24 protein-coding genes and 1 pseudogene are annotated in these 26459 nt (G+C 64.7%); 18 read left to right on the forward strand and 7 right to left on the reverse strand.

Going from position 1 to position 26459, the window contains the following annotated elements; translation table 11 throughout:
- Nucleotides 1-242: hypothetical protein (locus D3273_RS19225; RefSeq protein WP_165359570.1), on the reverse strand; the 242-nt coding region annotated here is incomplete at its 3' end.
- Between the two features lie 692 nt (nt 243-934).
- Here D3273_RS19225 and D3273_RS19230 point away from each other — a divergent pair.
- The 6 genes from D3273_RS19230 to D3273_RS19255 all read left to right on the forward strand — a co-directional run bounded on the left by D3273_RS19230 (nt 935) and on the right by D3273_RS19255 (nt 8119).
- Nucleotides 935-2194: an AAA family ATPase gene (locus tag D3273_RS19230; protein ID WP_129228520.1), complete on the forward strand. Its 1260-nt coding sequence runs from the start codon at nt 935-937 to the stop codon at nt 2192-2194.
- Between the two features lie 130 nt (nt 2195-2324).
- On the forward strand, nt 2325-3182 hold the full coding sequence (locus D3273_RS19235; protein WP_129228521.1) for a hypothetical protein: 858 nt from the start codon (nt 2325-2327) through the stop codon (nt 3180-3182).
- A 1069-nt stretch (nt 3183-4251) separates the two neighbouring features.
- The gene (locus D3273_RS19240; protein ID WP_207210833.1) at nt 4252-5031 is read left to right on the forward strand and encodes an HNH endonuclease; all 780 of its coding nucleotides are present in this window, start codon (nt 4252-4254) and stop codon (nt 5029-5031) included.
- Nucleotides 5032-5067: 36 nt separating this feature from the next.
- Nucleotides 5068-5760, forward strand: a complete 693-nt coding sequence (locus tag D3273_RS19245; RefSeq protein ID WP_129228522.1) for a hypothetical protein — start codon at nt 5068-5070, stop codon at nt 5758-5760.
- A 592-nt stretch (nt 5761-6352) separates the two neighbouring features.
- Nucleotides 6353-7570 (forward strand): IS110 family RNA-guided transposase, encoded by a 1218-nt coding sequence (locus D3273_RS19250; protein WP_245501282.1) that lies wholly within the window; start codon nt 6353-6355, stop codon nt 7568-7570.
- Nucleotides 7571-7726: 156 nt separating this feature from the next.
- Nucleotides 7727-8119, forward strand: a complete 393-nt coding sequence (locus D3273_RS19255) for a DUF2958 domain-containing protein (RefSeq protein WP_129228524.1) — start codon at nt 7727-7729, stop codon at nt 8117-8119.
- 8 nt (nt 8120-8127) lie between these two features.
- Here D3273_RS19255 and D3273_RS19260 read toward each other — a convergent pair whose 3' ends face one another.
- The gene (locus tag D3273_RS19260; RefSeq protein ID WP_129228525.1) at nt 8128-8388 is read right to left on the reverse strand and encodes a helix-turn-helix domain-containing protein; all 261 of its coding nucleotides are present in this window, start codon (nt 8386-8388) and stop codon (nt 8128-8130) included.
- Nucleotides 8389-8491: 103 nt separating this feature from the next.
- On the opposite strand from D3273_RS19260, the gene D3273_RS19265 reads away from it, so the two are divergent.
- The 3 genes from D3273_RS19265 to D3273_RS19275 all read left to right on the forward strand — a co-directional run bounded on the left by D3273_RS19265 (nt 8492) and on the right by D3273_RS19275 (nt 11454).
- Entirely contained in the window at nt 8492-9091 is a 600-nt protein-coding gene (locus D3273_RS19265) for a hypothetical protein (RefSeq protein WP_129228526.1), read from the forward strand.
- 86 nt (nt 9092-9177) lie between these two features.
- A complete protein-coding gene (locus tag D3273_RS19270) occupies nt 9178-10401 on the forward strand; it encodes a hypothetical protein (RefSeq protein WP_129228527.1) in 1224 nt (407 codons plus the stop codon).
- A gap of 105 nt (nt 10402-10506) precedes the next feature.
- Nucleotides 10507-11454, forward strand: a complete 948-nt coding sequence (locus D3273_RS19275; protein WP_129228528.1) for an ADP-ribosylglycohydrolase family protein — start codon at nt 10507-10509, stop codon at nt 11452-11454.
- A 694-nt stretch (nt 11455-12148) separates the two neighbouring features.
- Here the strand turns inward: D3273_RS19275 and D3273_RS19280 are convergent.
- Nucleotides 12149-12622: an NUDIX hydrolase gene (locus tag D3273_RS19280; RefSeq protein ID WP_129228529.1), complete on the reverse strand. Its 474-nt coding sequence runs from the start codon at nt 12620-12622 to the stop codon at nt 12149-12151.
- Nucleotides 12623-12787: 165 nt separating this feature from the next.
- Between D3273_RS19280 and D3273_RS19285 the strand changes: the two genes are divergently transcribed.
- The 4 genes from D3273_RS19285 (at nt 12788) to D3273_RS19300 (ending at nt 16829) form a co-directional block, all read left to right on the forward strand.
- Nucleotides 12788-13429, forward strand: a complete 642-nt coding sequence (locus tag D3273_RS19285; RefSeq protein ID WP_129228530.1) for a DUF47 domain-containing protein — start codon at nt 12788-12790, stop codon at nt 13427-13429.
- 12 nt (nt 13430-13441) lie between these two features.
- Nucleotides 13442-14449 carry an inorganic phosphate transporter gene (locus D3273_RS19290; RefSeq protein ID WP_129228531.1) on the forward strand — a complete coding sequence of 336 codons (1008 nt, stop codon included), beginning with the start codon at nt 13442-13444 and terminating at the stop codon, nt 14447-14449.
- Nucleotides 14450-14670: 221 nt separating this feature from the next.
- A complete protein-coding gene (locus tag D3273_RS19295) occupies nt 14671-15975 on the forward strand; it encodes a nickel-dependent lactate racemase family protein (RefSeq protein WP_129228532.1) in 1305 nt (434 codons plus the stop codon).
- 380 nt (nt 15976-16355) lie between these two features.
- The gene (locus D3273_RS19300) at nt 16356-16829 is read left to right on the forward strand and encodes a tyrosine-type recombinase/integrase (protein ID WP_129228533.1); all 474 of its coding nucleotides are present in this window, start codon (nt 16356-16358) and stop codon (nt 16827-16829) included.
- Here D3273_RS19300 and D3273_RS19305 read toward each other — a convergent pair.
- From D3273_RS19305 to D3273_RS19315, 4 genes and pseudogenes are all read right to left on the reverse strand, one after another.
- A pseudogene (locus D3273_RS19305) lies at nt 16798-17605 on the reverse strand (IS5 family transposase). The gene D3273_RS19300 and the pseudogene D3273_RS19305 overlap by 32 nt on opposite strands.
- A 286-nt stretch (nt 17606-17891) precedes the next feature.
- Nucleotides 17892-19178 carry a glycerate kinase type-2 family protein gene (locus D3273_RS19310; RefSeq protein ID WP_129228534.1) on the reverse strand — a complete coding sequence of 429 codons (1287 nt, stop codon included), beginning with the start codon at nt 19176-19178 and terminating at the stop codon, nt 17892-17894.
- Between the two features lie 87 nt (nt 19179-19265).
- Nucleotides 19266-19394, reverse strand: coding sequence for a hypothetical protein (locus tag D3273_RS29685; protein ID WP_281011346.1), 129 nt, complete (start codon nt 19392-19394; stop codon nt 19266-19268).
- Between the two features lie 437 nt (nt 19395-19831).
- On the reverse strand, nt 19832-20491 hold the full coding sequence (locus tag D3273_RS19315) for an aspartate/glutamate racemase family protein (protein WP_129228535.1): 660 nt from the start codon (nt 20489-20491) through the stop codon (nt 19832-19834).
- Nucleotides 20492-20735: 244 nt separating this feature from the next.
- On the opposite strand from D3273_RS19315, the gene D3273_RS19320 reads away from it, so the two are divergent.
- The 5 genes from D3273_RS19320 (at nt 20736) to D3273_RS19340 (ending at nt 26135) form a co-directional block, all read left to right on the forward strand.
- Nucleotides 20736-22244 (forward strand): ABC transporter substrate-binding protein, encoded by a 1509-nt coding sequence (locus tag D3273_RS19320; RefSeq protein WP_207210838.1) that lies wholly within the window; start codon nt 20736-20738, stop codon nt 22242-22244.
- A gap of 67 nt (nt 22245-22311) precedes the next feature.
- On the forward strand, nt 22312-23253 hold the full coding sequence (locus D3273_RS19325) for an ABC transporter permease (RefSeq protein ID WP_129228537.1): 942 nt from the start codon (nt 22312-22314) through the stop codon (nt 23251-23253).
- A 4-nt stretch (nt 23254-23257) separates the two neighbouring features.
- On the forward strand, nt 23258-24142 hold the full coding sequence (locus tag D3273_RS19330; protein ID WP_129228538.1) for an ABC transporter permease: 885 nt from the start codon (nt 23258-23260) through the stop codon (nt 24140-24142).
- Complete coding sequence (locus D3273_RS19335) at nt 24139-25179, forward strand: ABC transporter ATP-binding protein (RefSeq protein ID WP_129228539.1); 1041 nt, start codon at nt 24139-24141, stop codon at nt 25177-25179. The genes D3273_RS19330 and D3273_RS19335 overlap by 4 nt, the downstream gene beginning before the upstream one ends.
- Nucleotides 25176-26135: an ABC transporter ATP-binding protein gene (locus D3273_RS19340; RefSeq protein ID WP_129228540.1), complete on the forward strand. Its 960-nt coding sequence runs from the start codon at nt 25176-25178 to the stop codon at nt 26133-26135. The genes D3273_RS19335 and D3273_RS19340 overlap by 4 nt, the downstream gene beginning before the upstream one ends.
- Nucleotides 26136-26459: the final 324 nt, after the last annotated feature.

Below are 26459 nucleotides of genomic sequence, written 5' to 3' on the forward strand. Positions count from 1 at the left end.
GGGCGCTGCAGCTTCAGCACCAGTTCGATCAGTTCGTCCTTGCTCAGTCGCTCGAGATCACCGCGGCTCATGCCACTGAAGGAATCAGCCTTCTTCACGCCGCGCAAGTCGTCGTTGCACCTCGGCCGACCATGCTCGGAGCCGGTCGCCTCAAACCACCCCGTGGGTAGATACTGACAAGACGTCATTATGTCGAAGTTTCTGATCACTGAGCCCTTTTCATTCCGCACTATCTTGTCCATTCTCATTCTCATGCCATCCCATACCGGAACTAGAATGCGCTCCACACAAACAACACTTCTATCGAAACTCCGCCATGTCGGCCTTCCCGAGGACTTAGCACGAGATCGCCTTCTCGATACCGCTCGAGCGGCCGAGCTCTGCGGTTATAGTATCGCTCACTTTCGACGCCTGTATCGTACAGGCAAGGTGCCAATCCCGATCAGAATCAACGGCCGCAAATGCGGGTGGCCCGCTAGGCAGCTTCTCGAATTTATTTCTTCACAGAGTAATACGCTTTTGAGGTAAGATTAACCCCTGCTTTCAAGTCAGGGCAATACAGCTTGCGTCTCGTCTCGCGCACACTGCCTGAAATCCTGTTCCAAAAGGGGTAGGCCACAGAGGGATGCGTTTGGGCCTGGAGCCTGCCCATCCCTGTACGTTCGATCCCAAAACCGAACTTTTGGACCAAGCACTAAGTTTCGCATCAAAGGCGAATAGACCAATCAGCAACAAGTTAATACGACGCATCCCGTCCGCCGAGATGCAACCGCCTACCTTTGCCGAAGCGGGCGCGTGCCGACCGAGGCCGTTACTAAAACTGTGTGACAACCTTTTCGTAGCGCCTCACCTTCATCTTCGCAAGTTAGAAGATCAGTCGGTTCTGCCGACACCGCCGGTCCGCGTCCGCTCGCCCCGATAATGCGAGTTATTCATGTACGATGATGACAAACTTCGAAAACCCCCCAGAAATCTACGAATGGATTACAGGTATATAGATCAGGAAGATCTCTCGAACCCTGGTAGTGAGTACACACGTCATGCCGATTTTCAGGAGGAAGTTGTGAAGTTTTCACTCTTGGACTTCCTTTCAGAACATGTTCCCGATCCGGGTTTTATCGCTGGTCTGTTTCCCCGCGGAGACGTCTCCCTCATCGTTGGCGACACCGCGGTCGGCAAGAGCATGCTCGCGATGCAGCTGGCGGTGAGCGTAGCCGCGAATCGATCTTTCCTAGGCCAGTCAACCGATACGAGGCCCGAGAAGGGAAACGTGCTCGCCTTGTTCAGGGAAGACATAAAATCGAAGGTGCACAAACGTCTTACTAAGATTATCTCGGATCTGTCGATCCCTCCTGAGATCGCTGCCCCGCACCTGCGCGTCCATTGGCTGAGTCCCGAGTACAGAGAACTTTGTACTATCTGGCGTAATTGCGAGCCGACCACCGGGTGGGCCCTTCTCAACGAGATCATCGATCAACTCAAGCCGGTAGATCTGCTCATCATCGACACGCTCAAGATTGCGTTCGACGATGAGATGACCGGCCCGCTCTCTGTCCGTAGGTTCGTAGCCGCTTTGCGTGATCTAGCGATCGCACGCAATATAGCCATCGTGTGTGTAAGCCACACCAACAAGGAAGGAAAGGCGGCTGGCACCACGGAATGGCCGAACCATGTTCGTGCGGTGTTTCGCATTGCGAAACACTACGATCACTACCTCTTCGAATGTCTTAAGACGAACTATGACAGGTCGACAGTGGCTCAGCCACTCGTTCGTACGGCGAACGGCGCGTTTGCACTCTTGCCAGAACCAGAGATGGCGACCCGGAGGGCAGCGATCGACAAATCTCAGAACTCACGCTGCCGCGAGTTGTTTTTGGCAGCAATTCGTACGTGTTCCGAAACGTCCGGCCGTCAGAAGGAGGGGTTCTCGCGCCACAAGAAGGCGAGGAACTACGCGCCCAAAGCCATCGCGGTCTCTCTGCGAGCACAAAAGATCAAGGTCACACAGGCCCAGCTTGAAACTGTCATGGAGGCGCTTCTCAGCGAGGGCTTGCTCATCGAGATGCGTAAGCCACGCAAACACGCGACTATGGTTCTGGCAGTCTCGGAGTCGACGGAGGGTGTCCAAGGTTCAGGTCATCTATTCGAGGCCGTAAAGGACCTTAGGCCGGACAGTGATACAGGAAGCCATTGATCCGCAACACGAAGCTCGTGCGGAGCCGCTGTCCGAGGTTTGAGCGGAGAAGAGTAGAACATCCAAGGAAGGGCAGATCCGTAACTCAGGCGGTGGCCCCTCCCCACCTATCATCGAGAGCCAATCAGTGATGTCCCGCCACCGCTTCTCCACCGCCGACGTCCTCGCCGCATTCCGCACCCACGGCGTGGAGCCGACGTTCACGAGCTACACCGACCCGAGCCAGCGCTTGAGTTTCCTTTGCGCGTGTCCCGAGCGGAGTCCGGGTGAGACCACGTTCCGCGCAGTCCATTACCAACGGATCGTTCCGCTGTGCCCGAAGTGCAAGACAGAGGACCGTCAGGACCGAATGCGAGCAAACCGCCGCGTGCTGGCCCTTTCGTCGACGCCGAAAGCCCGATCCGCAGTGGACAGGCACGCGGCGGTCGTCGAGAGGTACCGACAGCTCTTCGCCGAGCACGGGGTCACCCCGTTGGCCGACTACCTCGGACGCGCAACCCCCATCCCATTCGTGTGCCGAGGTTCGTGCAACGCCTTGCGCGGTTCCATTATGCCCGCGGCTCTTCGGGGCGGTCAGGTGCCTCGGTGCCGTAAGTGTCAGGACGCGATCCGCCTTCGCGGCGAGGATCACCCCCGTTGGAACGATGAGCGGACACCGAAGGAAAGGGCTGGTGACCGCACGGCTCACGACAAACGTTGGGATAAGGAGGTCGTCCGAGCCCACCAGGGCATGTGTGTCATTACGGGTGACCCCGGCACGGCGCCACATCATATATACGCGTGGATCAGCTACCCGGAGCTTCGGCACCTACTTCAGAACGGGACCTGTCTGACCGAGAAACTTCACGTCGAGTTCACCGCGCGGTTCCCGGACGGTCGGAACACCCACGCCGACTTTGTAGCCTTCTACGAGGAAAAGACCGGTTGCCCTTGCCCCATCCCCGACCCCATGTTGCTGCCCCAGTCCGAGTTGATCTTTGTCGAATGAGGAGCCGAGGCAAGGAGAAGCTCTTAGAGCCGAGAAAGTCTCCTTGCTGTATCTATCACATTTTTCAGTATTGCCGACCGAACTGAGCTCAGCGCTCAATCAGCTTATGTGAGGAACTCGTGCTGTTTCAAGACCGTCGTCGCTGCACCTGTTTCCATGAGGCAGGTCACGCAGTGCTCCGTTGGTGGCTGGGGCACGACGCCGACTACGCGATGGTTCTCCCACTAGCCGCGGCCTTGGCCGCCGCGAGAGCGCCTGACCGATATGGTCGGCCGCAGGTCGTGGAAGCAACAGTGTATGGGTACGCCATCGCTACTCCCGAAATCTACAAACGGCACTTGGCCAACGCCAGAGCGAATGACCTCAGGCTGCCGGAGAGGTGCGCCGCGCGTGTCGCGATGGCGTTGATGAATTGCTACGCCGGTCCCGTGGCGGAAGCCCGATATACCCGGAAATCGCTCGTCGCTTGCATCATCGCCGGAGGCAGCGGAGACATGGAGAGCATGGACCGTATCTTGGCTGCATGGTTCGATGACGAGTCAGATCGTTCCGCAGCGAGGGACGAAGCGATAAGTATGACCAGGGCTTTCGTGCGTTCCCCAAAGGCGTGGGCGGCGATCTGTGTTGTTGCGCGTGCATTGCAGCAGCGCGGCGAACTCGATGGAGTCGTGATCGCCTCCCTTTGCACCGCAATCTATGGAGACGCGCCTGAGCATGACGCTTGGGCGCTGCGGTGGCCACCCACCTCGGAAGAGATCCAATCAGGTTGCATTCCGCCCCACCGTCAAGCAGAGGCGGCCTGAGAGTTGGGATGGATCGTCTCAAAGCATGAAGACCAGTGGCCCGCTCCCGAACCGGTGCCCCCGGACGGGCTTCGCGCCTACCTGCCTTCAACCGATCACGCCACAACGCCGGCCGCCCAGGCCCTCATGGAGCTCGACGCCGTGCTGCCGGCCCACGCCGACGCATTCCAACGCCTCGACCGGGCGGAGACCCGCTCCATCGCGGTCAGAGGCTGCGTGGGCACCAATCAGCCAGGGGAGGCCGCCGGTGCGCCTCGGGCTGATCGGTGCCCACGGCGCAGCGGAGGGACCCCATCGATGTCGACGGCAGCCTCGTGCCTTGCGAGGCGACCTTGCTGTCGGGGAAGAAGGAGGCGTACACATTGATGCGCATGAGGTACGGCACCACCTACGCCCTTGCAGACTTCTGCGATCGTCTGGTCCCCAAGAGCGGTGAGATCGATCGAGAACTGCTCAAGGAAACTTTTGACGGCTTGCGCCGCCTTGCGCAGGTTCAAAGTGGAAATCCCTGGATGACGCTGCACGCGACGACGTCGGCTGGAGTCTGGATCAACTATCGCGGCTTTCCCTACTGCCTGATCAACCCGGCTAAGAGCTTTCTGCGCATCGGCGCCGCTTACAAGCACGCCGATGCAGCCCACAAGCTGAAGGTATTCATCGAGGCAGAGCTACACCAGGACAGCGTCGAAGAGATTGAGGGTGACGACCTGCAGCAATGGCGGATACACCCGGCCGCACTCTCCAAGTTTTGGACTTTCTTCGAGAAGCTCGAGTGTCCCAGCCCATCGGAGCTGGAAACTATGGCAGGAAGGCACCCCCGCTTCTTCTCCAGCGAAGACCGCGTCACGGCGCTCGAAGAGTTCGAAAAGGCCGGGCGCTTCTGCCCCGGTGTCGGGGGAAAGACCCTTCGCCATAAACTCGAACCTGGAGAGCCGATCGAGTTCGACCATATCATCCCGCATTCGCGGGGCGGAGCGAGCACGTACTGGAACCTGAGCATCCTTTGCGCTGCCTGCAATCGACTGAAGGCGGCGACGGCGGCCTGATTGACCACTTCAGAACTGAGCTTGGCGGGTGTAAGCATGGCGAGCATTGATGATCTCGCAACTCTCGAAGCGCAACTCATCGAGCTTGCGCGTCAGTTATCCTCCGACCCATCGCTGCGCCTCGCAGCACCGTTCGTGTCCGGGTCACTGGCGGCTCAAGACGACACGGACATTCTGCTCGTCGGCAAGGCGACGGCGGGCGAATGGTATTCGCATAATTATAGTTTTGATCCTTCCCCGGAAGCGAGAAGGTCTTGCACGGTCGATTTCTTACGGTGGGTGGCGTCCGGCGGGTACAAGTCCGCGTTCTGGTCGTTCGCGAAGGGCATCTCGGCCAAGACAGCCCGCGACGGTGCGTCACCGCTGTCCAATCTGGTCTGGTCAAACGTCGCAAAGCTCGGAGTGACGGTCGGCAACCCGGAAGGTAGGGTGTTGGCAGCTCAGACCGGCCGGTGTGCGGAGCTGTTGGCGGCGGAGATCGCGTACTACAAACCGAAGATCGTGGTCTTCGTCACCGGAAGTTACGGAGGGGCGATTATCGAAAAGGCAACCGGGACGCAGCCGACTGCTTGGGAGCATTCCGCAACCGGTTCAGCGTGGCTACGCGCGCAAGATGGCTATCCTCCCATGCTCCTGCTTCCCCATCCGCAAGGGAAGTCGCGCGAGAAGACCGAGACTTGGATTGCCACGGTGGCCCGACTGGCAGGCGGCGAGAACATCCAGGCATGATGGATCGAGTGAATGCATCGATCGAACCTGATAAATCTGATCTATGGGTGCGCCCTCGTCTACGGCGTCTATGCCTCCCTCAGACCCATCTTGCGCCGGAGAGCCGAGGTGCAGCGGCTCCTCGCTGGTCTTGATGGACAGGCCCCGATGTTGACCCCCGAAGACCTCGCCCCATTTTTGTCGAAATTTAAGCGATAATGAATCACACCAGAGTGCACGCGCTCTGCCTTATTCACATTACAGGTGTTTTAAGCTGGCATAGGTTGTGGCGCGCTGCCTCAGCTATCACCCCTGCGGTCGAACCTCGATGCCAGCTCACAACCGCTATGGCCGCCCTGCCCCGCCCCTGTACCCGTCATGGCGATCCGGTCGGTCGCGTATTAGGCTGCCCGGATCGAGCCGGCCTGCTGAGAGCTACCCATCGCCCCCTGAGCTTCGAGCCCCTGGGAGGGACCCGTGCCTCGGTAGGATTCCACGGTGGATGCCTGGTGGGGAGTCCGCGCCTTCGAGCGCCAGTACAGGGATCGGCAGGCACTGCGGCGGCTCGAAGCCGATGGAGAGTGTCGTGGACGATCGAGGTCGGGATTGGTTCGTGGGCGTCGACTGGGCATCGCAGACGCACCATGTGTTCGTGATCGATGCCCAGGGCCGCAAGCTCGGCGAGCGCGGTTTCACCCACGGTGGCGAGGGGCTGGCCGAGATGGCGGCCTGGATCGAGAAGCAGGCCGGGGCTGCCCCGGATGCCGTGTCGGTCGCCATCGAGGTGCCGCACGGCCCCGTGGTGGAAAGCCTGATGGAGCGCGGCTTCCGGGTCCACGCCATCAACCCCAAGCAGCTTGACCGCTTCCGAGACCGGTTTTCGCCGGCCGGTGCCAAGGACGACAGCCGTGACGCGCACGTGCTGGCCGACGCGCTGCGGACGGACCCGCGCTGCCTGCGTCGCCTGGAACCGCTGGATCCCACCATCGTCGAGTTGCGGGAGTGGTCCCGCATCAGCGATGATCTGCGCCACGAGCGCAATCGGCTCGGCAATCGTGTTCGAGAACTGTTGTGGCGCTACTATCCGCAAATGCTGGAGCTGGCCGACGACGTCGCGGCGCCCTGGTTCCTAGAATTCTGGAAGCTCGTGCCGACACCGGAGAAGGCCAAGAAAATTCGTGAGGGCACTGTCGCTCGACTGTTGAAGACGCATCGCATCCGGCGCTTCACTGCAGCTCAGGCCCTCGAGCGCCTGCGCGCAACACCGGTAACCGTCGCACCTGGCACGGTGAGCGCGGCCACAGCCCATCTCGAGGCAGTGGCCAAGCGGCTCCAGCTCGTTTACCGCCAAATCGCAGACGCCGACGCCCAGCTCGACCGGCTGACCGAAAAACTGGCCGAGGCTGCCAACGCGCCGGGGCGGGACAAAGAGCAGCGCGACGTGACGATCCTGAGATCCCTGCCGGGAGTCGGAAGGATCGTCGCCGCCACGCTGCTCGCAGAAGCGTCCGAAGCCCTGCAGCGACGAGACTACCAAGCCCTGCGCTGCTTGTCCGGCGTGGCGCCCGTCACCAAGCGATCCGGCAAGAGCTGCATCGTCCTGCTGCGACAGGCCGCCGACGTCCGATTGCGAAACGCCGTCTATCACTGGGCCCGCGTCGCCGCCCAGAACGACCCCATCTGCAAGGCCCGCTACAAGGCCCTGCGAGCACGCGGCCACGGCCACGCCCGGGCGCTCCGTTCCGTGGCCGACCGGCTCCTCGGCGTGGCCTGCGCCATGCTGAAAAGCCGCTCCGTCTTCGACCCCAAACTCACCGCAAAAACCACTTGATAAACGGTGGGGAGTCCCCCCCCCCCACTCTACCTCGACCGCTCCGCGTATAAATCTTGCCGTTCAGAATCAGGACGGCAAGGCTCTGAAGTCTTCTATCCCGTCCGGAAGCTGACTCCGACGGCGCCATCCCGGGCGCCGCGGGAGACCGACTTCATGGCTGACCTCGACCCATCGCCCCTGACACGCCGCCGCCCTTCCTTCGATCCTCTCCTCACGCCCGACCAGCGCGAGGCGCTCCTCGCCAACGGGCGGCGTACCGCGGCCGGCGCCGACATCGACCCCCGCCCCGTGGTCAAGCTTTTCACGCCCGATGCCAACGCGACGTGGCTTCTGACCGAGCTCGACCCCGGCGAGCCCGATCGAGCCTTCGGTCTTTGCGACCTCGGCCTCGGCTTCCCCGAACTCGGCTACGTCGCCATGTCGGAGGTCCGTGCCCTCCGCGGCCCGCTCGGGCTGCCAGTCGAGGCCGACCAAGGCTTCATAGCGGATAGACCCCTATCGAACTATGCCGCCGTAGCCCAGGGTGAGGGCCGCATCACGGCGTGACGGGGCGATCAACCCCTTTTCCGGCCGGCCTTCATCGGTGCGGGCGGCGGCTCGCCCGCCTCCGGCTCGCGCAGGAGCTCGCCGACCGGCACGGACAGGGCAGCGGCGATCCGGTCGAGGATGTCGAGCGTGGGGTTCTCGGTCTGTTGTTCGAGGCCGCCGAGGTAGCCCCGATTCACGGCCGCGTCGGCGGCCAGCCGCTCTTGGGAAAGCCCTTGGGCCACCCGAACGCGCCGCATGTTCCAGGCCAGGAGCTCTTTCCCCTTCATGACGCATTGGGGAACAGGCCGGGCACTTTCTAACCACCCGCTATAGCAGTACGTTTGAGTGAGCCTCACGACGCTAGCGGGGCGAATCAGGGCGGGAGCGGCGATGTCCCAGAACGAGTCCCACACCTCTCCAAAGAGTGGAGGAACGGGCGCGACCTCCGATCCGTCAGGCACCACACCCGGCCGGTCCATAAAGGGGTATGGGGTCGCCATGTCGTCCTTCCTCGACCGCTACCCTGTCATTCGCCGCCGCAAGTGGTTCATCGCTTGGTCCGTCGCGCCGCTCCTCGCGGCGGGAGTGTTGGTCGCCACGCACCGCGTGGAGGCATCGGGGGATCCGGACGTGAGTTGCTCGTCGTACACCGCGGTCCAACTCGTGGGCGACATCGTCAAGGAGCGGGTCTTCGCCAGCGGGGCTAAGGTGATGCTCGATTCCGACCGGTTCGGCGGCAAGCTCGTCGACATCGCCGTGGTTTCGGACAAGCCATTGACGTGCTCGGCCTCTTTCGTCCCGACCCTCGCCTTCAGCAAGGCTGTCCTGGACGATGCTGCCAAGGCGGGAACCTCCAAAGCGGCGCTCGACGAGTTCCACAGCAACGCCATCGACAAGTACAGCGCCATGCTAAAGTATAAGGTCCGCGACAACGGCTCCGGTAAGATCTACATCACGGTTATCGAGGGCTTGGACGCCTTCGATGATTGACCCTACAAAACTGCCTTTTCTCCCCGGCATCTATCCAGAACGGCCACAGAAGACCTCCCGACCGGCTCGGGATGGTTGGAGGATCCATGAACTTATCGAACCTGTTGCGTTTCGGGGCTCTCGTCTTCCTACTCACCTCGGAGTCGAGCGCGAAGGCAGACAGCGAAGCCCTCTCGGCTATCGCGACTCTCCCGTGTGATGAGCTCGGGTACAACAACCTGAGCCGCAACTCGCAAGGCGACGCCCCTTTCGGCATCCCGCTCCGCCAATGGGACCAGGAAGCGGTGTCATCGATCTACGACCGCATCCGCGCCTGTTCGGGGGAGATCGACCCGGTCCAGGCTCGCCTCGCTCAACAACAAGGCTCGCGCTTCCTCGACGGAATCGTGCGGCGCGCGGCCAGCGCCCGCGCAGGCGCCCAGCGGGATGTCGCCCTGATGGAGACGATCCAGAAGAACTTGGCGGACATCGAAACTTCGACGCTTCCGCCGGATCAGATTCTATCCAAGCTCGATGGAGTGCAGGCCGGAGTCCAGGCGGTGTCCCGAGCGTTGCCGCCGGACATTCGTGACGCCTTTCAGAGGCGGATCGACGCGAAGAGGGCCGCACTCAATGCCGTCTTGCAGGCCCAAGCCGAGAGAGAACAGAAGGCCGCCGAGGACCGCTTCGCGAGGCTGAGAGCGGCAGCCGACACGGCGGCCACGGTCCCTCCTGGATCACCCTCCATTTCGGCTTCGAGCGGCGATCCCCCGAGCGATGCCCGGCAGGGTCGATCGGACGGGGATCGTCAGCAGAATGCCCCGCTTGTTCCGCCCCAACAGCCGGTCGTGGTCGCGTCGACACCCCCGAGCTTCGTTCACGTCACGGGTCCCATGACCCCTACGGTCGTCGCACCGAACCATCCCGAAGACGCGAAACCTGCTGCGCGGTCTGTCGTCAGGCTCGCCCCCTCCGGCACGTCGCTGAACCCACCGAAGAACAGGACCGCTTCTGTCCTTCCTCCAGCCGACGAGGGGCCGATCGCCGATCACCCGATCCTTTCTATCTTGATCGCGATCTACATACTCGTTGCGGGTGTGATCGTTCTACCGCTGGTGAGGAGGCCTGTCATGGCGTGGTACCGGTCACAGAGGTGGTACGTCCGCGGGAAGGATCCGATCGACATCCTGTTCAAACAGATCGGGATGCGGGCGAACGTCGAGTTCTTCGCCTTCATGGTGGCGTGCCTCGTCGGCGCCCTCGGCGGGTGGATCTACGTTTTCATGCGTGCGCAGGGGGGCAAGCCGGCCGTGGTTAGCACGGCCGACTGAAGTTCCGCCCTCCCCGCGGAAGCTCTCCCACGGGCCGCATCAGGCCCTCGTCCAGGCCCGGCGCACGACGCCGGGCTCACCGGCCGACAATGAGGTGGGAAGCGCATGAAGTACACAGATCCTCGACAGGGCGGCATCATTGAGCGCGCCCGCGGTGCGATGCTCGGCCTTGCCGTCGGCGATGCTCTCGGCTCCACGTTGGAGTTCGGGCCGCGCATCGCCCGTATCGCCGACTATCACCGGGAGATGACCGGGGGCGGACCGTTCGGCCTCGACCCCGGCCAGTGGACAGACGACACAGCTATGGCCTTTGCCCTGGCAAAAAGTCTCGTCCTGCGCAACGGATTCGATCCTCACGACGTCATGACCCGCTTCGTCGCTTGGTACCGCAGGGGCGAGTACTCCTGCACGGGATCGTGCTTCGATATCGGGGGCACGACGCGCCAAGCTCTGGAGCGTTTCGAGCGGACCGGGGATCCGTTCGCCGGACTTCCGGACGAGGACACGGCCGGGAACGGCTCCTTGATGCGCTTGGCACCCGTCGCCCTGTTCGGCTTGGACGACGAGGTCGAGGCGATCCGCATAGCGCGCGAGCAGAGCCGACTCACGCATGCGGCCCCGGTGTGTGTTGACGCGTGCGGCTACTTCGTTCAATTGCTCCGCCTTACGATCCTTGGAGAAGAAGATCCACTCAAGCTCGCTCTGCCCCGGTGGTCCGGGCATCCGGAGATCATGAGGGCCAAGACGGCCCTTTGGGGCGGCCTTGAGCGGCGCCAGATCAGGTCGGGCGGGTACGTCGTCGATACCCTCCAAGCCGCGCTGTTCTCGTGCGCCAACGCCCCCTCGTTCGAGTACGCCGTCACCTTGGCTGTGAACTTGGGAGGGGATGCCGATACGGTAGGAGCCATCGCGGGCGCCCTCGCCGGAGCCAAGTTCGGTGAGAGAGGCATCCCGAAGCAGTGGCTCGAACCTCTCGCATGGCGGCACAAGCTCGGCGCCATGGCTTTGAGCCTCGTCCGAACCAGCAGCGAAGTACACCTCGATAGGTTGTGAACGCCGGCGTTCACCGTCGTGGACGACGTTCTACTCATTCTCCCAAGCTTCGATCCGAGGTCCTCACGTCATGGTCAACCTCGGGTCAGAGCTCGGCCCGTCCAAGAACTTGTTTCCACGCTGAAATTCATCCTCGACGCATCGAGCCGAGGTTCGGGCGGAGAAAGAAGATTCATAGAGAAATATTGAGATCCGTAACCTCTGACCGCTCCTGAGCGCGTGGGTGCCAAGCCGCTGCGTAGCTCGCGGCCGAGGTTGTACCCGCAATGTCTCGGCGGCTTGAGCCTCGACGAGGGCGAGATCAGGATGTCTGCCTCGTAGCGCATCTCGATGGACCGCTGTCGACCCAAACTCGACCTACGGCGTCGCTTCAGTCCTCCTCCGAAGCAGACGTTGCCAAGCTCACCCGGATACAAGCTCACCCGGATACTGCGGGCCGCACCGAGGACGTTGGCACGCTCGCGCCTGAGGCCGTCTACCTTTCCACCATCGCTTTTCCCTCCTTCGCTGGAGCAGGCGGACACGATCCTCACCGAGACCGAAGGGCCAGGCGGCGGCCTCCTCGCTGAGGGTTCCGCCTTCGGTGTCCAATATCGTCTGAACCTCTTCGCGACGGCGACACGGGTACCGGCGCTTCCGAGTGGCAGGTGACCTCCTCCGCCGCGCCAGTCATCGCAGCCATCCATGGTCGGCTTCAGCTCATGGTCGCGGGTTTCAGGGCTAGGCGCTTGTGCTTGGTTGCCAATCGTTTCGGCAGGGTCCGGATGATGTCGATCAGACCCGGGTCGTCCACCAAGTCTGCAGCATCGTCGACCGGCAGCCATGCACCTCGCCGCTGCCCTCTCTCTCGCCAGTCGGGAAGTTGGTACCGGAACTCCAGCATGAACACCTTCACCCGACAATAGTCAAAGTGATCAGACCGGCGCTTCCAATAGTTGCAGCCCCCAACTGGTTGCTTGTGGACTCGACCTATGATGCCGGCCTCTTGCTGTGCCTCGATGGCAGCCGCATGATGGTCCTTGCGCCCCTTCATGGGCCACCCCTTTGGGATGATGAAGCGCTGGGTCTCGCGAGAGGTGATGAGCAGGACGCGAACCTGCCCTTTCGGGTCGACCATCACCGGGAGAGCAGCGACCTGTTTGCGAGGTTTTCTCGGGACGTTCGGCATCGCACTGCCTCGACGGACGCTGGTACGGAACGCTCACCCTACCGCTTCGAGGATGGGAGAACACCGCTGTGTCCGTGTCTCGTTTCGCCGAAGCGGAGTGCTCCGTGATGGTCGTCTCGCAAGCGAGATGACATAGTCGATAGCTAGGCCAGGGCGGGAGAGCACATGCTGGGTTGGTTTCGGGCGCTGATGCCGAAGGAGGATCGCTTCTTCGAGCTGTTCGACCGCCACGCCGCGACGCTCGTCGAGGGGGCTCGTGCCCTTAAGGGACTTCTCGAAGGTGGGGATGGCGTTTCACGGTGCGCGAAGGCGATAGCCCAGCACGAAGAGGCAGCCGACGAGATCACCCGCGAGGCCTTGAACGCGGTTCGGCGAACTTTCATCACGCCCTTCGACCGCAGCGATATCCAGGACCTCGTCACCACGCTCGATGACACCATCGATCAGATGCATAAGACCGCGAAGGCGGCGCAGCTCTTCGAGGTGACGCAGTTCGAGGCCCCTATGCGCGAGATGGGCGGGATCATTCTTGAAGCCGCCACCATCACCAACGAGGCCGTGCCGCTGCTGCGGGCGATCGGCCAGAACGCCGCGCGGCTCAACGCACTGACCGAGCAGGTCATCCAGCTCGAAGGGCGAGCCGACGACGTGCACAACAGGGGCATCAAGGCACTCTACCTCGCATCGAGCTCCGACCCGATGGCCTTCATCGTCGGATCGGACATCTACGATCACCTGGAGAAGGTGATGGACCGCTTCGAAGACGTGGCGAACCGGATCAGCAGCATCCTGGTCGAGCACCTGTGACCGGGGCGCACCTTGGAACTCCTGAGCGCGACGCCCTTCGTCGTGGCGCTGGTCGCCACAGCCCTCGTCTTCGACTTCCTCAACGGCCTGCACGACTCGGCAAACTCCATCGCCACCATCGTGTCAACGCGGGTCCTCGCCCCCCGCTACGCCGTAATCTGGGCGGCATTTTTCAATTTCGTCGCCTTTCTGGTGTTCGGGCTGCACGTCGCCGGCACGGTCGGCTCGGGCATCGTTGGCGTCGAGGTGATCGACGACCGCGTGGTCTTCGCGGCGCTCGGCGGTGCCATCGTGTGGAATCTCGTCACCTGGCGTCTCGGCATACCCTCGAGCAGCTCGCACGCGCTGATCGGCGGGCTGCTCGGCGCCGGGATCGCCAAAGCGGGCCTTGCCGCGGTGGTATGGGGCGGCGTCCTGGCTACCACGGCCGCGATCGTGCTGTCGCCGGCGCTCGGGTTTTTCCTCGCGCTGCTGCTCGTGCTTTCGGTGGCCTGGACCTTCGTGCGTTCGACGCCGAACAGGGTCGACCGCCTGTTCCGCGGGCTTCAGTTCCTGTCCGCTTCGGCTTACTCGCTCGGCCACGGGGGCAACGACGCTCAGAAGACCATGGGCGTCATCGCCGTGCTGCTCTATTCCCACGGTCTCCTTCACGGGGGCTTTCATGTCCCGCTGTGGGTCGTGCTGAGCTGTCAGAGCGCCATGGCGCTCGGCACGTTGCTCGGCGGTTGGCGCATCGTGCACACGATGGGCTCCAAGATCACCCGCCTCACGCCCATGCAGGGCTTCTGCGCCGAGACAGGGGGAGCGATCACGCTGTTCCTCGCCACGTGGCTCGGCATCCCGGTATCGACCACTCACACGATCACGGGCGCGATCGTCGGAGTTGGGGCTGCGCGACGGGTCTCGGCGGTGCGCTGGAACGTGGCGCAGAGCATCGTGATCGCCTGGGTCGTGACGATGCCGGCTGCCGGCCTCGTTGCGGCGGGCCTGTACGCGCTGTCGGCCCTGTTTGCCGGCTGACCGGAGGTGACCGTGACGGTCTGGGTCCCGCAAGCCGCGACCCGGTCTGCATTGCGCCCCCTCCGGTGTTAGCTTGCGATAGGGCTGCGGCTCACATGATCGCCTTGCCGGAAAGCGGCGGATCACTGTCTCGTCGTTCCCGCGGATCAGTCGTCGGAGTGACCCATCGAAGCCGTGGGAGGTTGAGAAGACTGATGGAGAGCCGATTGGAGGAACGAATGATGCCGACCCTTGATCACAAGCCGCAGCCGTTGATGATCGCCTATGGCCGCGGACACCTTCCGCTGCTGATGCCGCCAGAGGCCGAGGTGACTACCATCCGTAAAAGGGCCCTGCCGAAACTGCCCGACAAGGCGGCCGCGATCTATCGCGCCCTCGAAGCGGAGCCGATCGGCTCGCCACCGCTCAGCGTCCTCGCCGAAGGACGGTCCAGCGCCTGCATCCTGATCTGCGACATCACCCGCCCAGTCCCCAACCGGCTGTTCCTGAGGCCGATGATCGAAACCATGGTGGCGGCCGGCATCCCGCTCGACCGCGTCACGGTCTTGGTGGCGACGGGCCTCCACCGGCCCAACCTCGGCGAGGAACTCGCGGAACTGGTGGGCGACCCCTGGGTGCTCGCCGAAGTGCGGATCGAGAACCACTATGCGCGCGACGAAGCGGGCTTGGTCGATCTCGGGCGCACTGCCACACGCGGCACCCCCATCAAGCTGAACCGCCATTTCGTCGAGGCAGATCTGCGGATCGCCACTGGCCTCGTCGAGCCACACTTCATGGCGGGATGGTCCGGCGGGCGAAAGGTCATCGCCCCGGGCGTCGCAGGGCACGAAACGATTCGCACCTTCCATTCCGCACGCTTCATGGAAGACCCGCTCGCGGTTCAGTGTAACCTCATCGGCAATCCGCTCCACGAAGAACAATTGGAGATTGTCCGCACGGTCGGGGAGTGCTACGCCCTGAACACCGTCCTCGACGAGGATCGCGATCTCGTCTGCGTAACCTTCGGCGAGATCATCGCCAGCCATGCAGCCGCGGTCGACTTCGTCGCCAGTTCGACCCGCGTGCCGGTCGGCCGTCGTTTCAAGACGGTCGTCACGTCGTCCGCCGGCTACCCGCTCGATAAGACGTATTATCAGACGATCAAGGGTATGGTGACGCCGCTGGACATCCTCGAACCGGGCGGGACGCTGATCATGGCGTCCGAGTGTTCGGAAGGCTTCGGCTCCGACGAGTTCCGTGCCGCTCAGCAACGCCTCGTCGACCTCGGGCCCGAGCGCTTTCTGGCGACACTGATGGCCAAGACGCTCGCTGAGGTGGACGAGTGGCAGACGGAGATGCAGTTGAAATCCCTGAGGCTCGGGCGCGTGGAACTCTACACGACCGGGCTCGACGAGGACGACCGGGCAATCACCGGCGTGAACATCGTAACCAACATCGATCGGGCGATCGAGGAAGCTATGTCGAGGGTCGGTGACCCTGCCATCGCGGTGATCCCCGAGGGCCCCTACGTCATCCCGTATGCATAGGCGTCTTGGCGGCAGGGCATCCTGCAGGGAGCTCGCCTGGAACTGAACCCTGAAACGACAATGATCGGGTCTCCTGCCGTTCAGCATTGGCCTGATCCCTTTGGGAGTTCAGGGGAGCATGTGGCTTCGAGAGTGATCGGCCGTCGACATTTGCGGGACTGCCACTTCGGCTCTTTGTCGCCGGAGTGCAGCCGTCCCGCTGTCCAGTCATCCTCACCGTTTGAGGAGGTTACAGCCGGAGTCGACCCAATGACGAACCCGCTCTCGCGGGAGGGCTTCCTGAGAGGTAGGGCACAACTGGAGATGAGCGCGAGCGCTTGAGCGAGTTCCGCCAGCCTCCGAGCATGAGGGTCCACCCCTCATTTCGCGAGGATCACGCGATGTCTCAGCAACAAGCCTCCACCCCGGTCAGCCCGCTCCGTCGCCGCATGCTCGACGACATGGCCATGCGCGGCCTGCACGAGGACACGCAATGCAACTACATCAAGTCGGTGCGGAACTTCGCGGCCTTTCTGGGCCGCTCGCCCGAGACCGCGACATCCGAGGACGTCCGCCGCTTCCAGATTCACCAGGCGGACAGCGGGGTGCAGGCGCCCACCATCAAAAACACGGTGTCGGGGCTGCGCTTCCTGTTCAACGTCACGCTCGACCGGCCGGACCTGTCGCGGCGCCTCGTCCTGGCGCGCTACGCCCAGAAACTGCCGAGCGTGCTGAACGTCGAGGAGGTAGGGCGGCTGCTCGAAGCGGCGCGGGGCCCGAAGTACAGGGCCGCGCTCGGGGTGGTCTACGGGGCCGGCCTGCGCGTGTCCGAGGTGGTGGGGCTCAGAGCCTGTTTGACAACTGTTGATCTATAATTCTTCTCAGCAACAACTCTCCCATAGCCATGTCGATCATGGCTTCGGAGGTGTCGATCCTGGCTTCGTAGTCGCGCACGAGGCGGCGATGACGGGTCATCCCCATCCAAGTGTTCGTTCCACGACCCAGCGGCGTGGCAGAACAACAGAGGCAGCCTCGGTCCGTTTCACGATGTCGAGCGTGAAGTCGAAGAACGCTGCTTTGTCCATCAATTAGAGTCGGTCATAGGCACCATCGGCGAAGAGTTGCTTGACCCAGGGCCATTTGCTGTGAAGAGCTTCGAGGACAGTTTGGGCGCCGGCACTGTCGGAGACGTTGGCTGGCGTGAGATGGACAAACAACAAGCGGCCATCAGTTTCAACAGCGATGTGACGCTTGCGCCCGACCGTCTTCTTGGCTCCATCGAAGCCGCGCTCGCCTTCTGGAGCGGGCGCCTTGACGGTCTGGCTGTCGATGACGGCGGCGGCCGGCTCGGTGGCGCGCGATCGATCATCAGGGCGATGTCGTGGATGGTGCGAAACATCAAGCGCCGCGCCAAGCGCCGAAACCACCAATACACGGTCTGCCAGGGTGCAAAATGCGCAGGCAGCATCGACCAGGCGCACCCTGAGCGTACAAGATAGCGGACCGCGTTCAGGACTTCCTTCATGTCCACCCGGCGAGGACTGCCGACACCGGCAGGTTTTGGCAAAAAGGGCTCGACCGCCGCCCATTTTTCATCCGTCAGATCGCTGCGATAGCGTTTCGTCATCTTGGCGATGCGGGCGTTGTTCATCTGTCCACATGCACAGGGTGAATCATACGAAATCCGCGAGATTGGATCGGTATGATCCGTCCTCTGTAGGAACGCGATCCAATTCCGCAGAAAGTGTTTCACACGCTGGACACCCTGTCAAAGTTGTCAAATGGGCTCTGAAAGGCAAGGTCAGGAATCTCCATTGTCACCTCGTCGAGGCCTCTTCGCCCCACTCTTCCACGGCGTGCGGCTGCGCCGAGGGCCTGCCCCGGTGCGGGGTGTAGCGGGCGGGTGGGCGGGCGACCAGTTCCGTGATCCGGCCGCCCTATTCCGGTACCGCCTCCAAAGGTCCGAGGACGAGGATGGCGCGGAAGTCGTTGACGTTGGTCAGCGTCGGGCCGGTGATGACCTGGTCGCCCAGGGCCTCGAAGAATCCGTGGCCGTCGTTGTCGGCGAGCCGCGCCTTGGCCGAGACCCCAAGGGCGAGCGCGCGGGCCAGGGTGTCGGGCGTGGCGACGGCGCCGGCGACCTCCTCGGCCCCGTCGACGCCGTCGGTGTCGCCGGCCAGGGCGAAGACGCCCGGCAGGCCGTCCAGTTCGACCGCGAGCGACAGCAGAAACTCGACGTTGCGCCCGCCGCGGCCGCGGCCCCGCACCGTGACGGTCGTTTCGCCGCCTGACAGCAGCACGACAGGCGGCGGAGCGGGCTGGCCGCGCAGGGCGGCCTGGCGGGCGATGCCCGCCATAACGCGGCCGACCTCGCGCGCCTCGCCTTCCAGGGCGTCGCCCAGGATCAGCGGCGTCACGCCGGCTCGGCGGGCCACCTCGGCGGCGGCCTCCAGCGACATCTGCGGCGTGGCGATCATGGCGGTGGTGGCGCGGTCGAGCCGGGGGTCGCCGGGCTTGGGCGTCTCGTCGGCGGCCCGGCGCAGATGGTCGAGGGCGGCCCGCGGTTCCGCGATGCCGTATTTCTCGAAGACCGCCAGGGCCTCGGCATGGGTCGAGCGGTCGGGGACCGTCGGGCCCGAGGCGATGACGGCCGGGTCGTCGCCGGGCACGTCAGAGATCACCAGGGTGACGACGCGGGCGGGATGCGCCGCCGCGGCGAGGCGCCCGCCCTTGATGGCGGACAGGTGCTTGCGCACGACGTTCATCTCGCCGATGCAGGCGCCCGAGCGCAGCAGGGCGGCGTTGACGGCCTGCTTGTCGGCGAGCGTGAGGCCCGGCGCCGGAAGGCTCAGCAGGGACGAGCCGCCCCCCGAGACGAGCGCCAGGACGAGGTCGTCGGGTCCCAACCCCCGCACCATCTCCAGCATGCGGGCCGCCGCGCGGTGGCCGCTCTCGTCGGGCACGGGATGCGCGGCCTCGACGATCTCGACACGGTCGCAGGGCACGGCGTGGCCGTAGCGCGTGACCACGAGGCCGGACAGCGGAGCGGGCCACAGGTCCTCGACGGCCTTGGCCATGGCGGCCGAAGCCTTGCCGGCCCCGATCACGAGGGTGCGGCCTGTCGGCGGCGGCGGAAGATGCGTCGGAATGCGGAGCGCTGGCTGGGCGGCGCCGACCGCCGCGTCGAACATGGCCCGGAGCAGTTGGCGTGGCTCGACCGGCATGAGGTGTCTCCTGGCGCCACCACGCGGGCACCTCGCGACCGAGGTGGGAGGGCGGCTGGCTCTAAGTTTACCCCAAACCCCGAACGATCAACGTTCGTCGTTGGCTCGGCGCAATGTTTCAAACACGGTCTCGTCGACCCGCCTTGCGTTCGCCTTGCCGCCGGGGTCCGGCATGCATAAACCCAAACCGGTCTTCACGCGCAGGCTATTCGCCATCTACGGCAGCCCATCTCGGAGGTGAGCGTCTGCGACGTCGATTGCGGGTATTTGCAGGCTTAGACGCGCGAATTGAGGGACAAGATAGTAAGGCACGCTTTGTTTTCTCCGAATAAAGGGGTGAAATGCTTCGACATTCATGATGCCGCGCCCATCGCTCGAAGACGATCTTGGCCTCACGCGAGCGTGAACCGCCCGCGGCCCGGGCAATGAGATTGCCATGAAACTCATTGTCTGCTTCCTCATAACCTGAATCGAAAGCAGTCGGGCCGGTGTGCACCCACTTCCGCTGTCCGGCCGGAGTCGACCCAAGTTGGTCATAGCGGTCACGTTTCGACCCTCTCCAAACCGGACCTTCGTTGGCGCTGGCTGCACTTGGTCATCATTCGATTTCGATCTCGTCGCAAATCGTCCCAAGCACGTCTGCAGCATCCCGCTCACCGAGGGAATGCTGCCAGCCCTCGAACGACGGCGCGGACGGCGGCCGGCACCGGCTCGACGATCGCCGCGGCGAAGCGGTGGCGCAGCCGGGCGGCCGACGCACTCAAGGGGCCTCCCCCGATGACGACGCGCTCCGCCCCGTCGTGCACCATGCAGTCTTCGACGGCCCGGGCGAGGGCGGCATACTGGCCCGCCGGGTCCGCCGCATGCGCGGTCGGGCTGCCCGCACACACGCGCAGGCCGGTGAAGCCAGCGTCCAGGCCGAGGGCGTGGACGCTGGCCTGCATGCGCGCGACGAGGCCCGGCGTCGTGGTAGCGATGCCGAACCGCCGCGATCCGGCGGCGGCCTCCCGGAGGCCGGCCTCGCCGATGCCGATCACCGGGATGCTCAGCAGGGCGCGCAGGCGGACGACGCCGGGATCGCCGAAAGCTGACACGATGACGGCATCGTAGCCGGCCGATTCATCCCGCCCGACGCGGAAGACCTCCTCAGCCGCGACGGCGAGCGCGGCCTCGTCCAGGATCATCCCAGCGCCACGGGCCGCCGTCGCTCCCCGGATCGTGCTCCCTGGCAGCGATGCCGCGCGGGCGGCAACCAGCATCGTTTCCGTGGTGCGGATCGACGTATTGGGATTGATCAGCAGGATGTCCACCATGTGTGCCGCTCCCCTCCTCGCTCGCTCTCCCGTACTCGACCAACCCTCGGAATGCATGGCTTGGGATGCGGCATCGTTCTTGCTCGGCCGACTGCGGCGCGATTGACGCGTCGAGGGCGGGAGCTGAGATTTGTTCGACAAGAAGCTGAAGGGGCTCGCCATCGCCTCTGCTCTCGGTGCCGTCCTGGCGCTGGGCGGGGGCGGTCTGTCCGTCGCTCGCGCTCAGGGCGTGCTCCGCATCGGCATGACGGCTTCCGACATTCCGCTGACCACGGGACAGAGCGACAACGGCGGCGAGGGGCAGCGCTTCATCGGCTTCACGCTCTACGACGCGCTGATCGAGTGGGACCTGTCTCACGCCGACAGACCGTCGGTTCTGGTACCGGGCCTCGCCACGTCCTGGTCCGTCGACGCGGCCGACAAGACCAAGTGGACCTTCCACCTGCGCGAGGGTGTGAAGTTCCACGACGGCAGCGCCTTCGACGCCTCGGCCGTGGTGTGGAACCTCGACAAGCTGCTCAAGACAGACGCACCGCAGTTCGACCCGCGGCAGGCCGCCCAGGGCCGCTCGCGCATCCCGGCCGTGGCCTCCTACCGTGCCGTGGACCCGATGACCCTGGAGATCACCACCAAAGCGCCGGACGCCACGCTGCCCTATCAGATCGCCTGGATCACCCTGTCGTCGCCGGCCAATTGGGTTGCGCAGGGCAAAAGCTGGGATGCGGTGGCCCAACACCCGTCGGGCACCGGCCCGTGGAAGATGGAGCACGGCTTCGTGCCGCGCCAGCGGGCCGAACTGACGCCTAACAAGAATTACTGGGACCCGAAGCGCGTGCCCCACCTCGACGAGATGGTGCTGGTCCCCTTGCCGGAGCCCAATGCCCGCGTGGCGGCGCTGCGCTCGGGCGAGGTCGACTGGATCGAGGCCCCGGCGCCCGACGCTGTGCCGTCGCTGAAGGCTGCGGGCTTCTCCATCGTCACGAACAGCTATCCCCACAACTGGACCTGGCATTTCTCCCGCCTGCCGGACTCGCCCTGGAACGACGTGCGCGTCCGCAAAGCCGCCAATTTGGCGGTCGACCGCGGCGCCCTGAAGGACCTGCTCGGCGGGCTGATGATTCCGGCCGAGGGCTTCTTCCCACCGAACTCGCAGTGGTTCGGGCATCCCACCTTCAAGATCACCTTTGACCTCGACGCCGCCAAGGCGCTGATGAAGCAGGCCGGCTACGGCCCGGACAAGCGCATCAAGACGAAGGTGATCATCTCGCCCTCGGGCTCGGGCCAGATGCTGCCGTTGTCGATGAACGAGTTCCTTCAGCAGAGCCTGGCCGAGATCGGCATCGACGTGGAGTTCGAGATCGCCGACTGGAACACGGTGACCAACCTGTGGCGCGCCGGCGCCAAGGATCCCGGGGCCAAGGGCGCGACGGCCATCAACTATTCCTACTTCATCCAGGACCCTTTCACCGGCTTCATCCGCCACCTGCAATGCAACCTGACGCCGCCGGCGGGGACGAACTGGGGCTACTACTGCGACAAGGACATGGACGCGCTGTTCGACCAGGTGCGCAACACCTTCGATCAGGCCGAACAGGACAAGGTGCTGCAAAAAGTCCATGAAAAATACGTCGACGACGCCCTATTCCTGATGGTGGCGCACGACGTCAACGCTCGCGCCATAGACAAGAAGGTCAAGAACTTCGTCCAGGCGCAGAACTGGTTCCAGGACTTCTCGCCCATCGTGATGGAGTGATGCCGCCGCCCTTCTCCTCCGTAGGGGAGAAGGGCTTAAACCACGATATGCCGAGATCTCGTCGCCCATGATGGCCTACGCCGCCAAACGCATTCTCCAGGTCGTCCCCGTGGCTGTCGGCGTCAGCGTGGTCTGCTTCATGCTGATCCATCTCGCGCCGGGCGACCCTCTCGCCGCCATCCTGCCGTCCGACGCCTCGGCCGACCTGCAGGCGCAGATGCGCGCCCTTTATGGGCTCGACCGCCCTTTGCCGGTGCAATATGGGCTTTGGCTGATCCGTGCGCTTCACGGCGACCTCGGCCAATCGATCGCCACCGGGCGGCCCGTCACGGGCGAGATCGCCGGCGCGGCCGTCAACACCTTCATTCTCGCCGGGGTGGCGACCGTCCTCGGCTTCACGGTGGGCGCCACGCTCGGCTTCTTGGCCGGCCTCGCCCGCGGCACGTGGGTAGACCGCATCACCTCGGGAATCGCCATGCTGGGTGTGAGCGTGCCGCATTACTGGCTCGGCCTCGTCCTCGTCATCGTTTTCTCGGTCGAGCTGAACTGGCTTCCCGCTACCGGTGCAGGTCCGGGCGGGCGCTCGCTCGACTGGTCCTACCTCCGCTTTCTCGTCTTGCCGGCCGTGACGCTGTCCGTCATCCCCATGGGCATCATCGCCCGCACGGTGCGCTCGCTCGTCGCCGACGTGACGGCACAGGATTTCGTGTCGGCGCTCGGCGCCAAGGGCATGTTGCGCCGCCAGGTGCTCCGCCACGTCGTGCGCAACGTGGCGCCCACCGCGCTGTCCGTCATGGGCCTGCAGCTCGGCTACCTGCTCGGGGGCTCGATCTTGATCGAGACCGTGTTCTCGTGGCCGGGCACGGGCTTCCTGCTCAACACTGCCATCTTCACCCGCGACCTGCCGCTGCTGCAGGGCACCATCCTGGTGCTGGCGATGATCTTCGTCCTTATCAACCTCGGCGTGGACCTGCTCCAGGGCGCCATCGATCCCCGCATCCAGAGGTGAAACGATGAGCGTCCTCGCCGCCTCCCCCCCGGCGCTCCGGGCCGAGCGCTCGCCCGGCTACTGGCGCGGTGTCGGATCCCGGATCGCGCGGGATCCCGTCGTCGTGGCGGCCCTCGCCGTCATCGTCGCGCTGGTGCTGATGGCGCTCCTCGCGCCCGAGCTCGCCCCCATGGCCCCCGACAAGGGCTCGATGATCCGCCGCCTGAAGCCCATCGGGACGCCCGGATATCCGCTCGGCTCCGACGAACTCGGGCGCGACATGCTGTCGCGACTTATCTACGGCGCGCGGCTGTCGCTCCTGATGGGCGTCGTGCCCGTGCCTGTGGCCTTCCTGTTCGGCGCCACGCTCGGCATCGTGGCGGGCTACGCCGGCGGCCTCGTCAATGCCCTCATCATGCGCACGGTGGACGTCTTCTACGCCTTCCCGTCCGTGCTGCTCGCCGTGGCGCTGTCTGGAACGCTGGGCTCGGGCCTCGGCAACGCGATGTTCTCGCTGACCGTCGTGTTCATCCCGCAGATCGCCCGCGTGGCCGAGAGCGTCACGACCGGCGTGCGCAAGCTCGACTACATCGACGCGGCCCGCGCGTCCGGCGCCAGGCCCCTCACCATCGTGCTGGAGCACGTGCTCGGCAACGTGCTGGGCCCGATCTTCGTCTTCGCCACGAGCCTCGTGTCCGTGTCGATGATCCTGGCTTCGGGCCTGTCGTTCCTGGGGCTGGGCGTGCGTCCGCCCGACGCCGAATGGGGCCTGATGCTGAACACCTTGCGCACGGCCATCTACGTCAACCCGGCCGTGGCGGCGCTGCCGGGCGTGCTGATCCTGATCACATCGGTCAGCTTCAACCTGTTCTCGGACGGGCTGCGCGGCGCCATGGACGTGCGCTCGTGAGGGCGGCCGTTCTCCCTCCGCTGGAAGACCGCGGCGGCCCGGCCCAGCCGCTCCTCACCGTCGGCGGCCTCGTCAAGCATTTCCCGGTGAAGGGCGGCGTCTTCGGACCTCGGCGAGCCGTGCAGGCCGTCGACGGCGTCGATTTCTCCGTGCTCAAGGGCGAAACGCTCGGCGTCGTCGGCGAGTCGGGCTGCGGCAAGTCCACCACGGCGCGGCTGCTCGTCCGCTTGATGGCGCCGGACGCCGGCACTGTGATCTTCGACGGCGAGAGCGTCGGCGACGCCCTGTCGCTGCGCGACTACCGCCGGCAGGTGCAGATGGTGTTCCAGGACAGCTACGCGTCGCTGAACCCGCGCCTGACGATCGAGGACTCGATCGCCTTCGGCCCGCGCGTCCACGGCGTCGCCGCGCGGGCCGCGACGGGGCGCGCCCACGACCTTCTCGCCCGCGTCGGGCTGGAACCCCGGCGCTTCGCCGGGCGCTACCCGCACGAGTTGTCCGGCGGCCAGCGCCAGCGCGTCAACATCGCCCGCGCGCTGGCGCTGGAGCCGCGGCTCGTCATCCTGGACGAGGCCGTTTCCGCCCTCGACAAGTCCGTGGAAGCGCAGGTGCTGAACCTGCTGCTCGACCTCAAGCGCGACTTCGGCCTCACCTACATCTTCATCTCGCACGACCTCAACGTCGTGCGGTTCATGGCCGACCGCGTGATGGTGATGTATCTCGGCCGCGTGGCCGAGATCGGCGCGCGGGACGCCGTCTTCGACGCCCCGGCCCACCCCTACACGGCGGCGTTGCTGGCCTCGATGCCTAAGGCCGACCCGGCGGAGCGGCGCGATGCGCCGCCACTGTCGGGCGACCCGCCGAACCCCATCGACCCGCCGCCGGGCTGCCGTTTCAACCCGCGCTGCGCCTTCGTCGAGGACGTGTGCCGCCGCACCGACCCGCCTCTCGCCGCCCTGGTACCGCAGCATTCCGCCGCCTGCCTGATGGCATCGTCGGGCTCCGGCCACAGCCGCGCGCCTGAGATCGCCGCATGACCCCGATGATTGATATCCGCGACCTGTCGGTCGTCTTCGGGCGCGGCCCGAAGCCGGTTCCGGCGGTGGACGGCGTCACGCTGGCGTTGGCGCCCGGCGAAGTGGTGGCGTTGTTGGGCGAGTCGGGCTCCGGCAAGAGCGTCACGCTGCGCTCGCTGCTGCGCCTGCACCCCGCCTCGGCCCGCGTCGGAGGCACGATCCGGGTCGACGGCACCGACGTGATGGCGCTGTCGCCCCGCGCGCTGGCCGACTTCCGCGGACGCACCGTGTCGATGATCTTCCAGGAGCCCCGACTCGCGCTCGACCCCGTCTACACGATCGGCGATCAGATCGCCGAGGCGGTGAGGCGCCACCGCGGCGGCACGCGGGCCCAGGCTCGCGCCCGCGCGCTCGACCTGTTCGACCGCGTTCGGATCCCGTCGGCGAAGCGCCGCCTCGACAATTATCCGCACGAGATGTCGGGCGGCATGCTCCAGCGCGCCATGATCGCCATGGCGCTGAGCTGCGACCCCAAGGTGCTGCTCGCCGACGAGCCCACCACGGCGCTCGACGCCACCGTGCAGATCCAGATCCTGCTGCTGGTGCGCGAGTTGCAGCGCGAATACGGCCTGTCAGTGATCTTCGTCACCCACGACATCGGCGTGGCGGCCGAGGTCGCCGACCGGGTGGCGGTGATGTACGCGGGACGCATCGTCGAGGAGGGCGCCATCGCGGACGTGATCCGCTCGCCGCAGCACCCCTACGCGCGCGGGCTGCTCGACGCGCGGGTGGAGCTGGCGGGCGGGCGCGACCGCTTGATCACCATCCCCGGCGCCCCGCCAGACCTCGCCGACTTGCCGCCCGGCTGCTCCTTCGCTCCGCGCTGCGCCCGGGTGTCCGGCGAGTGCCGCACGACGGTGCCGCCGCTGGCCGCCCCGCTCGGCCGCGGCCAGGTGGCCTGTTTCCACCCGGGGTGATGCATTCACCACAAGCCATAGAGAAATGGAGTGACGCGACAGGCTTCTATCATGGCCGGGTTCAAGGCGCAGGTGAACGACTTCTTCAGCTTGATGCCTCTATTTAGCGGCTATTCTGCCCTCAACCCTCACACGATGTCTCACAGCCGGCCTGTATCGACCCAGCCACGTCGTGGCGATGTCTCTTTACTGCTTACGAAACCGGACGTTCGCAGCTGACGCTTTCCTCTATCCTCGTCTCGCTCTACTGCGGCGGAAGTCCGGATCCGGATAGACGCTTTTTCTTCGGCGTTGATGAAGGACACCTCTTCTGAGGGAGGGCGT

Source organism: Lichenibacterium minor (assembly GCF_004137685.1).
Classification (GTDB): domain Bacteria; phylum Pseudomonadota; class Alphaproteobacteria; order Rhizobiales; family Beijerinckiaceae; genus Lichenihabitans; species Lichenihabitans minor.

What these genes read in the sequence shown, in the direction of transcription:
- D3273_RS19255 (WP_129228524.1), top strand. Translation starts at nt 7,727, where the DNA reads ATGGCTGACCTCGACCCATCGCCCCTGACACGCCGCCGCCCTTCCTTC.
- D3273_RS19245 (WP_129228522.1), top strand. Translation starts at nt 5,068, where the DNA reads ATGGCGAGCATTGATGATCTCGCAACTCTCGAAGCGCAACTCATCGAG.
- D3273_RS19230 (WP_129228520.1), top strand. Translation starts at nt 935, where the DNA reads ATGTACGATGATGACAAACTTCGAAAACCCCCCAGAAATCTACGAATG.
- D3273_RS19265 (WP_129228526.1), top strand. Translation starts at nt 8,492, where the DNA reads ATGTCCCAGAACGAGTCCCACACCTCTCCAAAGAGTGGAGGAACGGGC.
- D3273_RS29685 (WP_281011346.1), bottom strand. Translation starts at nt 19,394, where the DNA reads ATGGCGAATAGCCTGCGCGTGAAGACCGGTTTGGGTTTATGCATGCCG.
- D3273_RS19270 (WP_129228527.1), top strand. Translation starts at nt 9,178, where the DNA reads ATGAACTTATCGAACCTGTTGCGTTTCGGGGCTCTCGTCTTCCTACTC.
- D3273_RS19325 (WP_129228537.1), top strand. Translation starts at nt 22,312, where the DNA reads ATGATGGCCTACGCCGCCAAACGCATTCTCCAGGTCGTCCCCGTGGCT.
- D3273_RS19280 (WP_129228529.1), bottom strand. Translation starts at nt 12,622, where the DNA reads ATGCCGAACGTCCCGAGAAAACCTCGCAAACAGGTCGCTGCTCTCCCG.
- D3273_RS19315 (WP_129228535.1), bottom strand. Translation starts at nt 20,491, where the DNA reads ATGGTGGACATCCTGCTGATCAATCCCAATACGTCGATCCGCACCACG.
- D3273_RS19330 (WP_129228538.1), top strand. Translation starts at nt 23,258, where the DNA reads ATGAGCGTCCTCGCCGCCTCCCCCCCGGCGCTCCGGGCCGAGCGCTCG.
- D3273_RS19275 (WP_129228528.1), top strand. Translation starts at nt 10,507, where the DNA reads ATGAAGTACACAGATCCTCGACAGGGCGGCATCATTGAGCGCGCCCGC.
- D3273_RS19340 (WP_129228540.1), top strand. Translation starts at nt 25,176, where the DNA reads ATGACCCCGATGATTGATATCCGCGACCTGTCGGTCGTCTTCGGGCGC.
- D3273_RS19260 (WP_129228525.1), bottom strand. Translation starts at nt 8,388, where the DNA reads ATGAAGGGGAAAGAGCTCCTGGCCTGGAACATGCGGCGCGTTCGGGTG.
- D3273_RS19320 (WP_207210838.1), top strand. Translation starts at nt 20,736, where the DNA reads ATGACGGCTTCCGACATTCCGCTGACCACGGGACAGAGCGACAACGGC.
- D3273_RS19295 (WP_129228532.1), top strand. Translation starts at nt 14,671, where the DNA reads ATGCCGACCCTTGATCACAAGCCGCAGCCGTTGATGATCGCCTATGGC.
- D3273_RS19235 (WP_129228521.1), top strand. Translation starts at nt 2,325, where the DNA reads ATGTCCCGCCACCGCTTCTCCACCGCCGACGTCCTCGCCGCATTCCGC.
- D3273_RS19285 (WP_129228530.1), top strand. Translation starts at nt 12,788, where the DNA reads ATGCTGGGTTGGTTTCGGGCGCTGATGCCGAAGGAGGATCGCTTCTTC.
- D3273_RS19310 (WP_129228534.1), bottom strand. Translation starts at nt 19,178, where the DNA reads ATGCCGGTCGAGCCACGCCAACTGCTCCGGGCCATGTTCGACGCGGCG.
- D3273_RS19300 (WP_129228533.1), top strand. Translation starts at nt 16,356, where the DNA reads ATGTCTCAGCAACAAGCCTCCACCCCGGTCAGCCCGCTCCGTCGCCGC.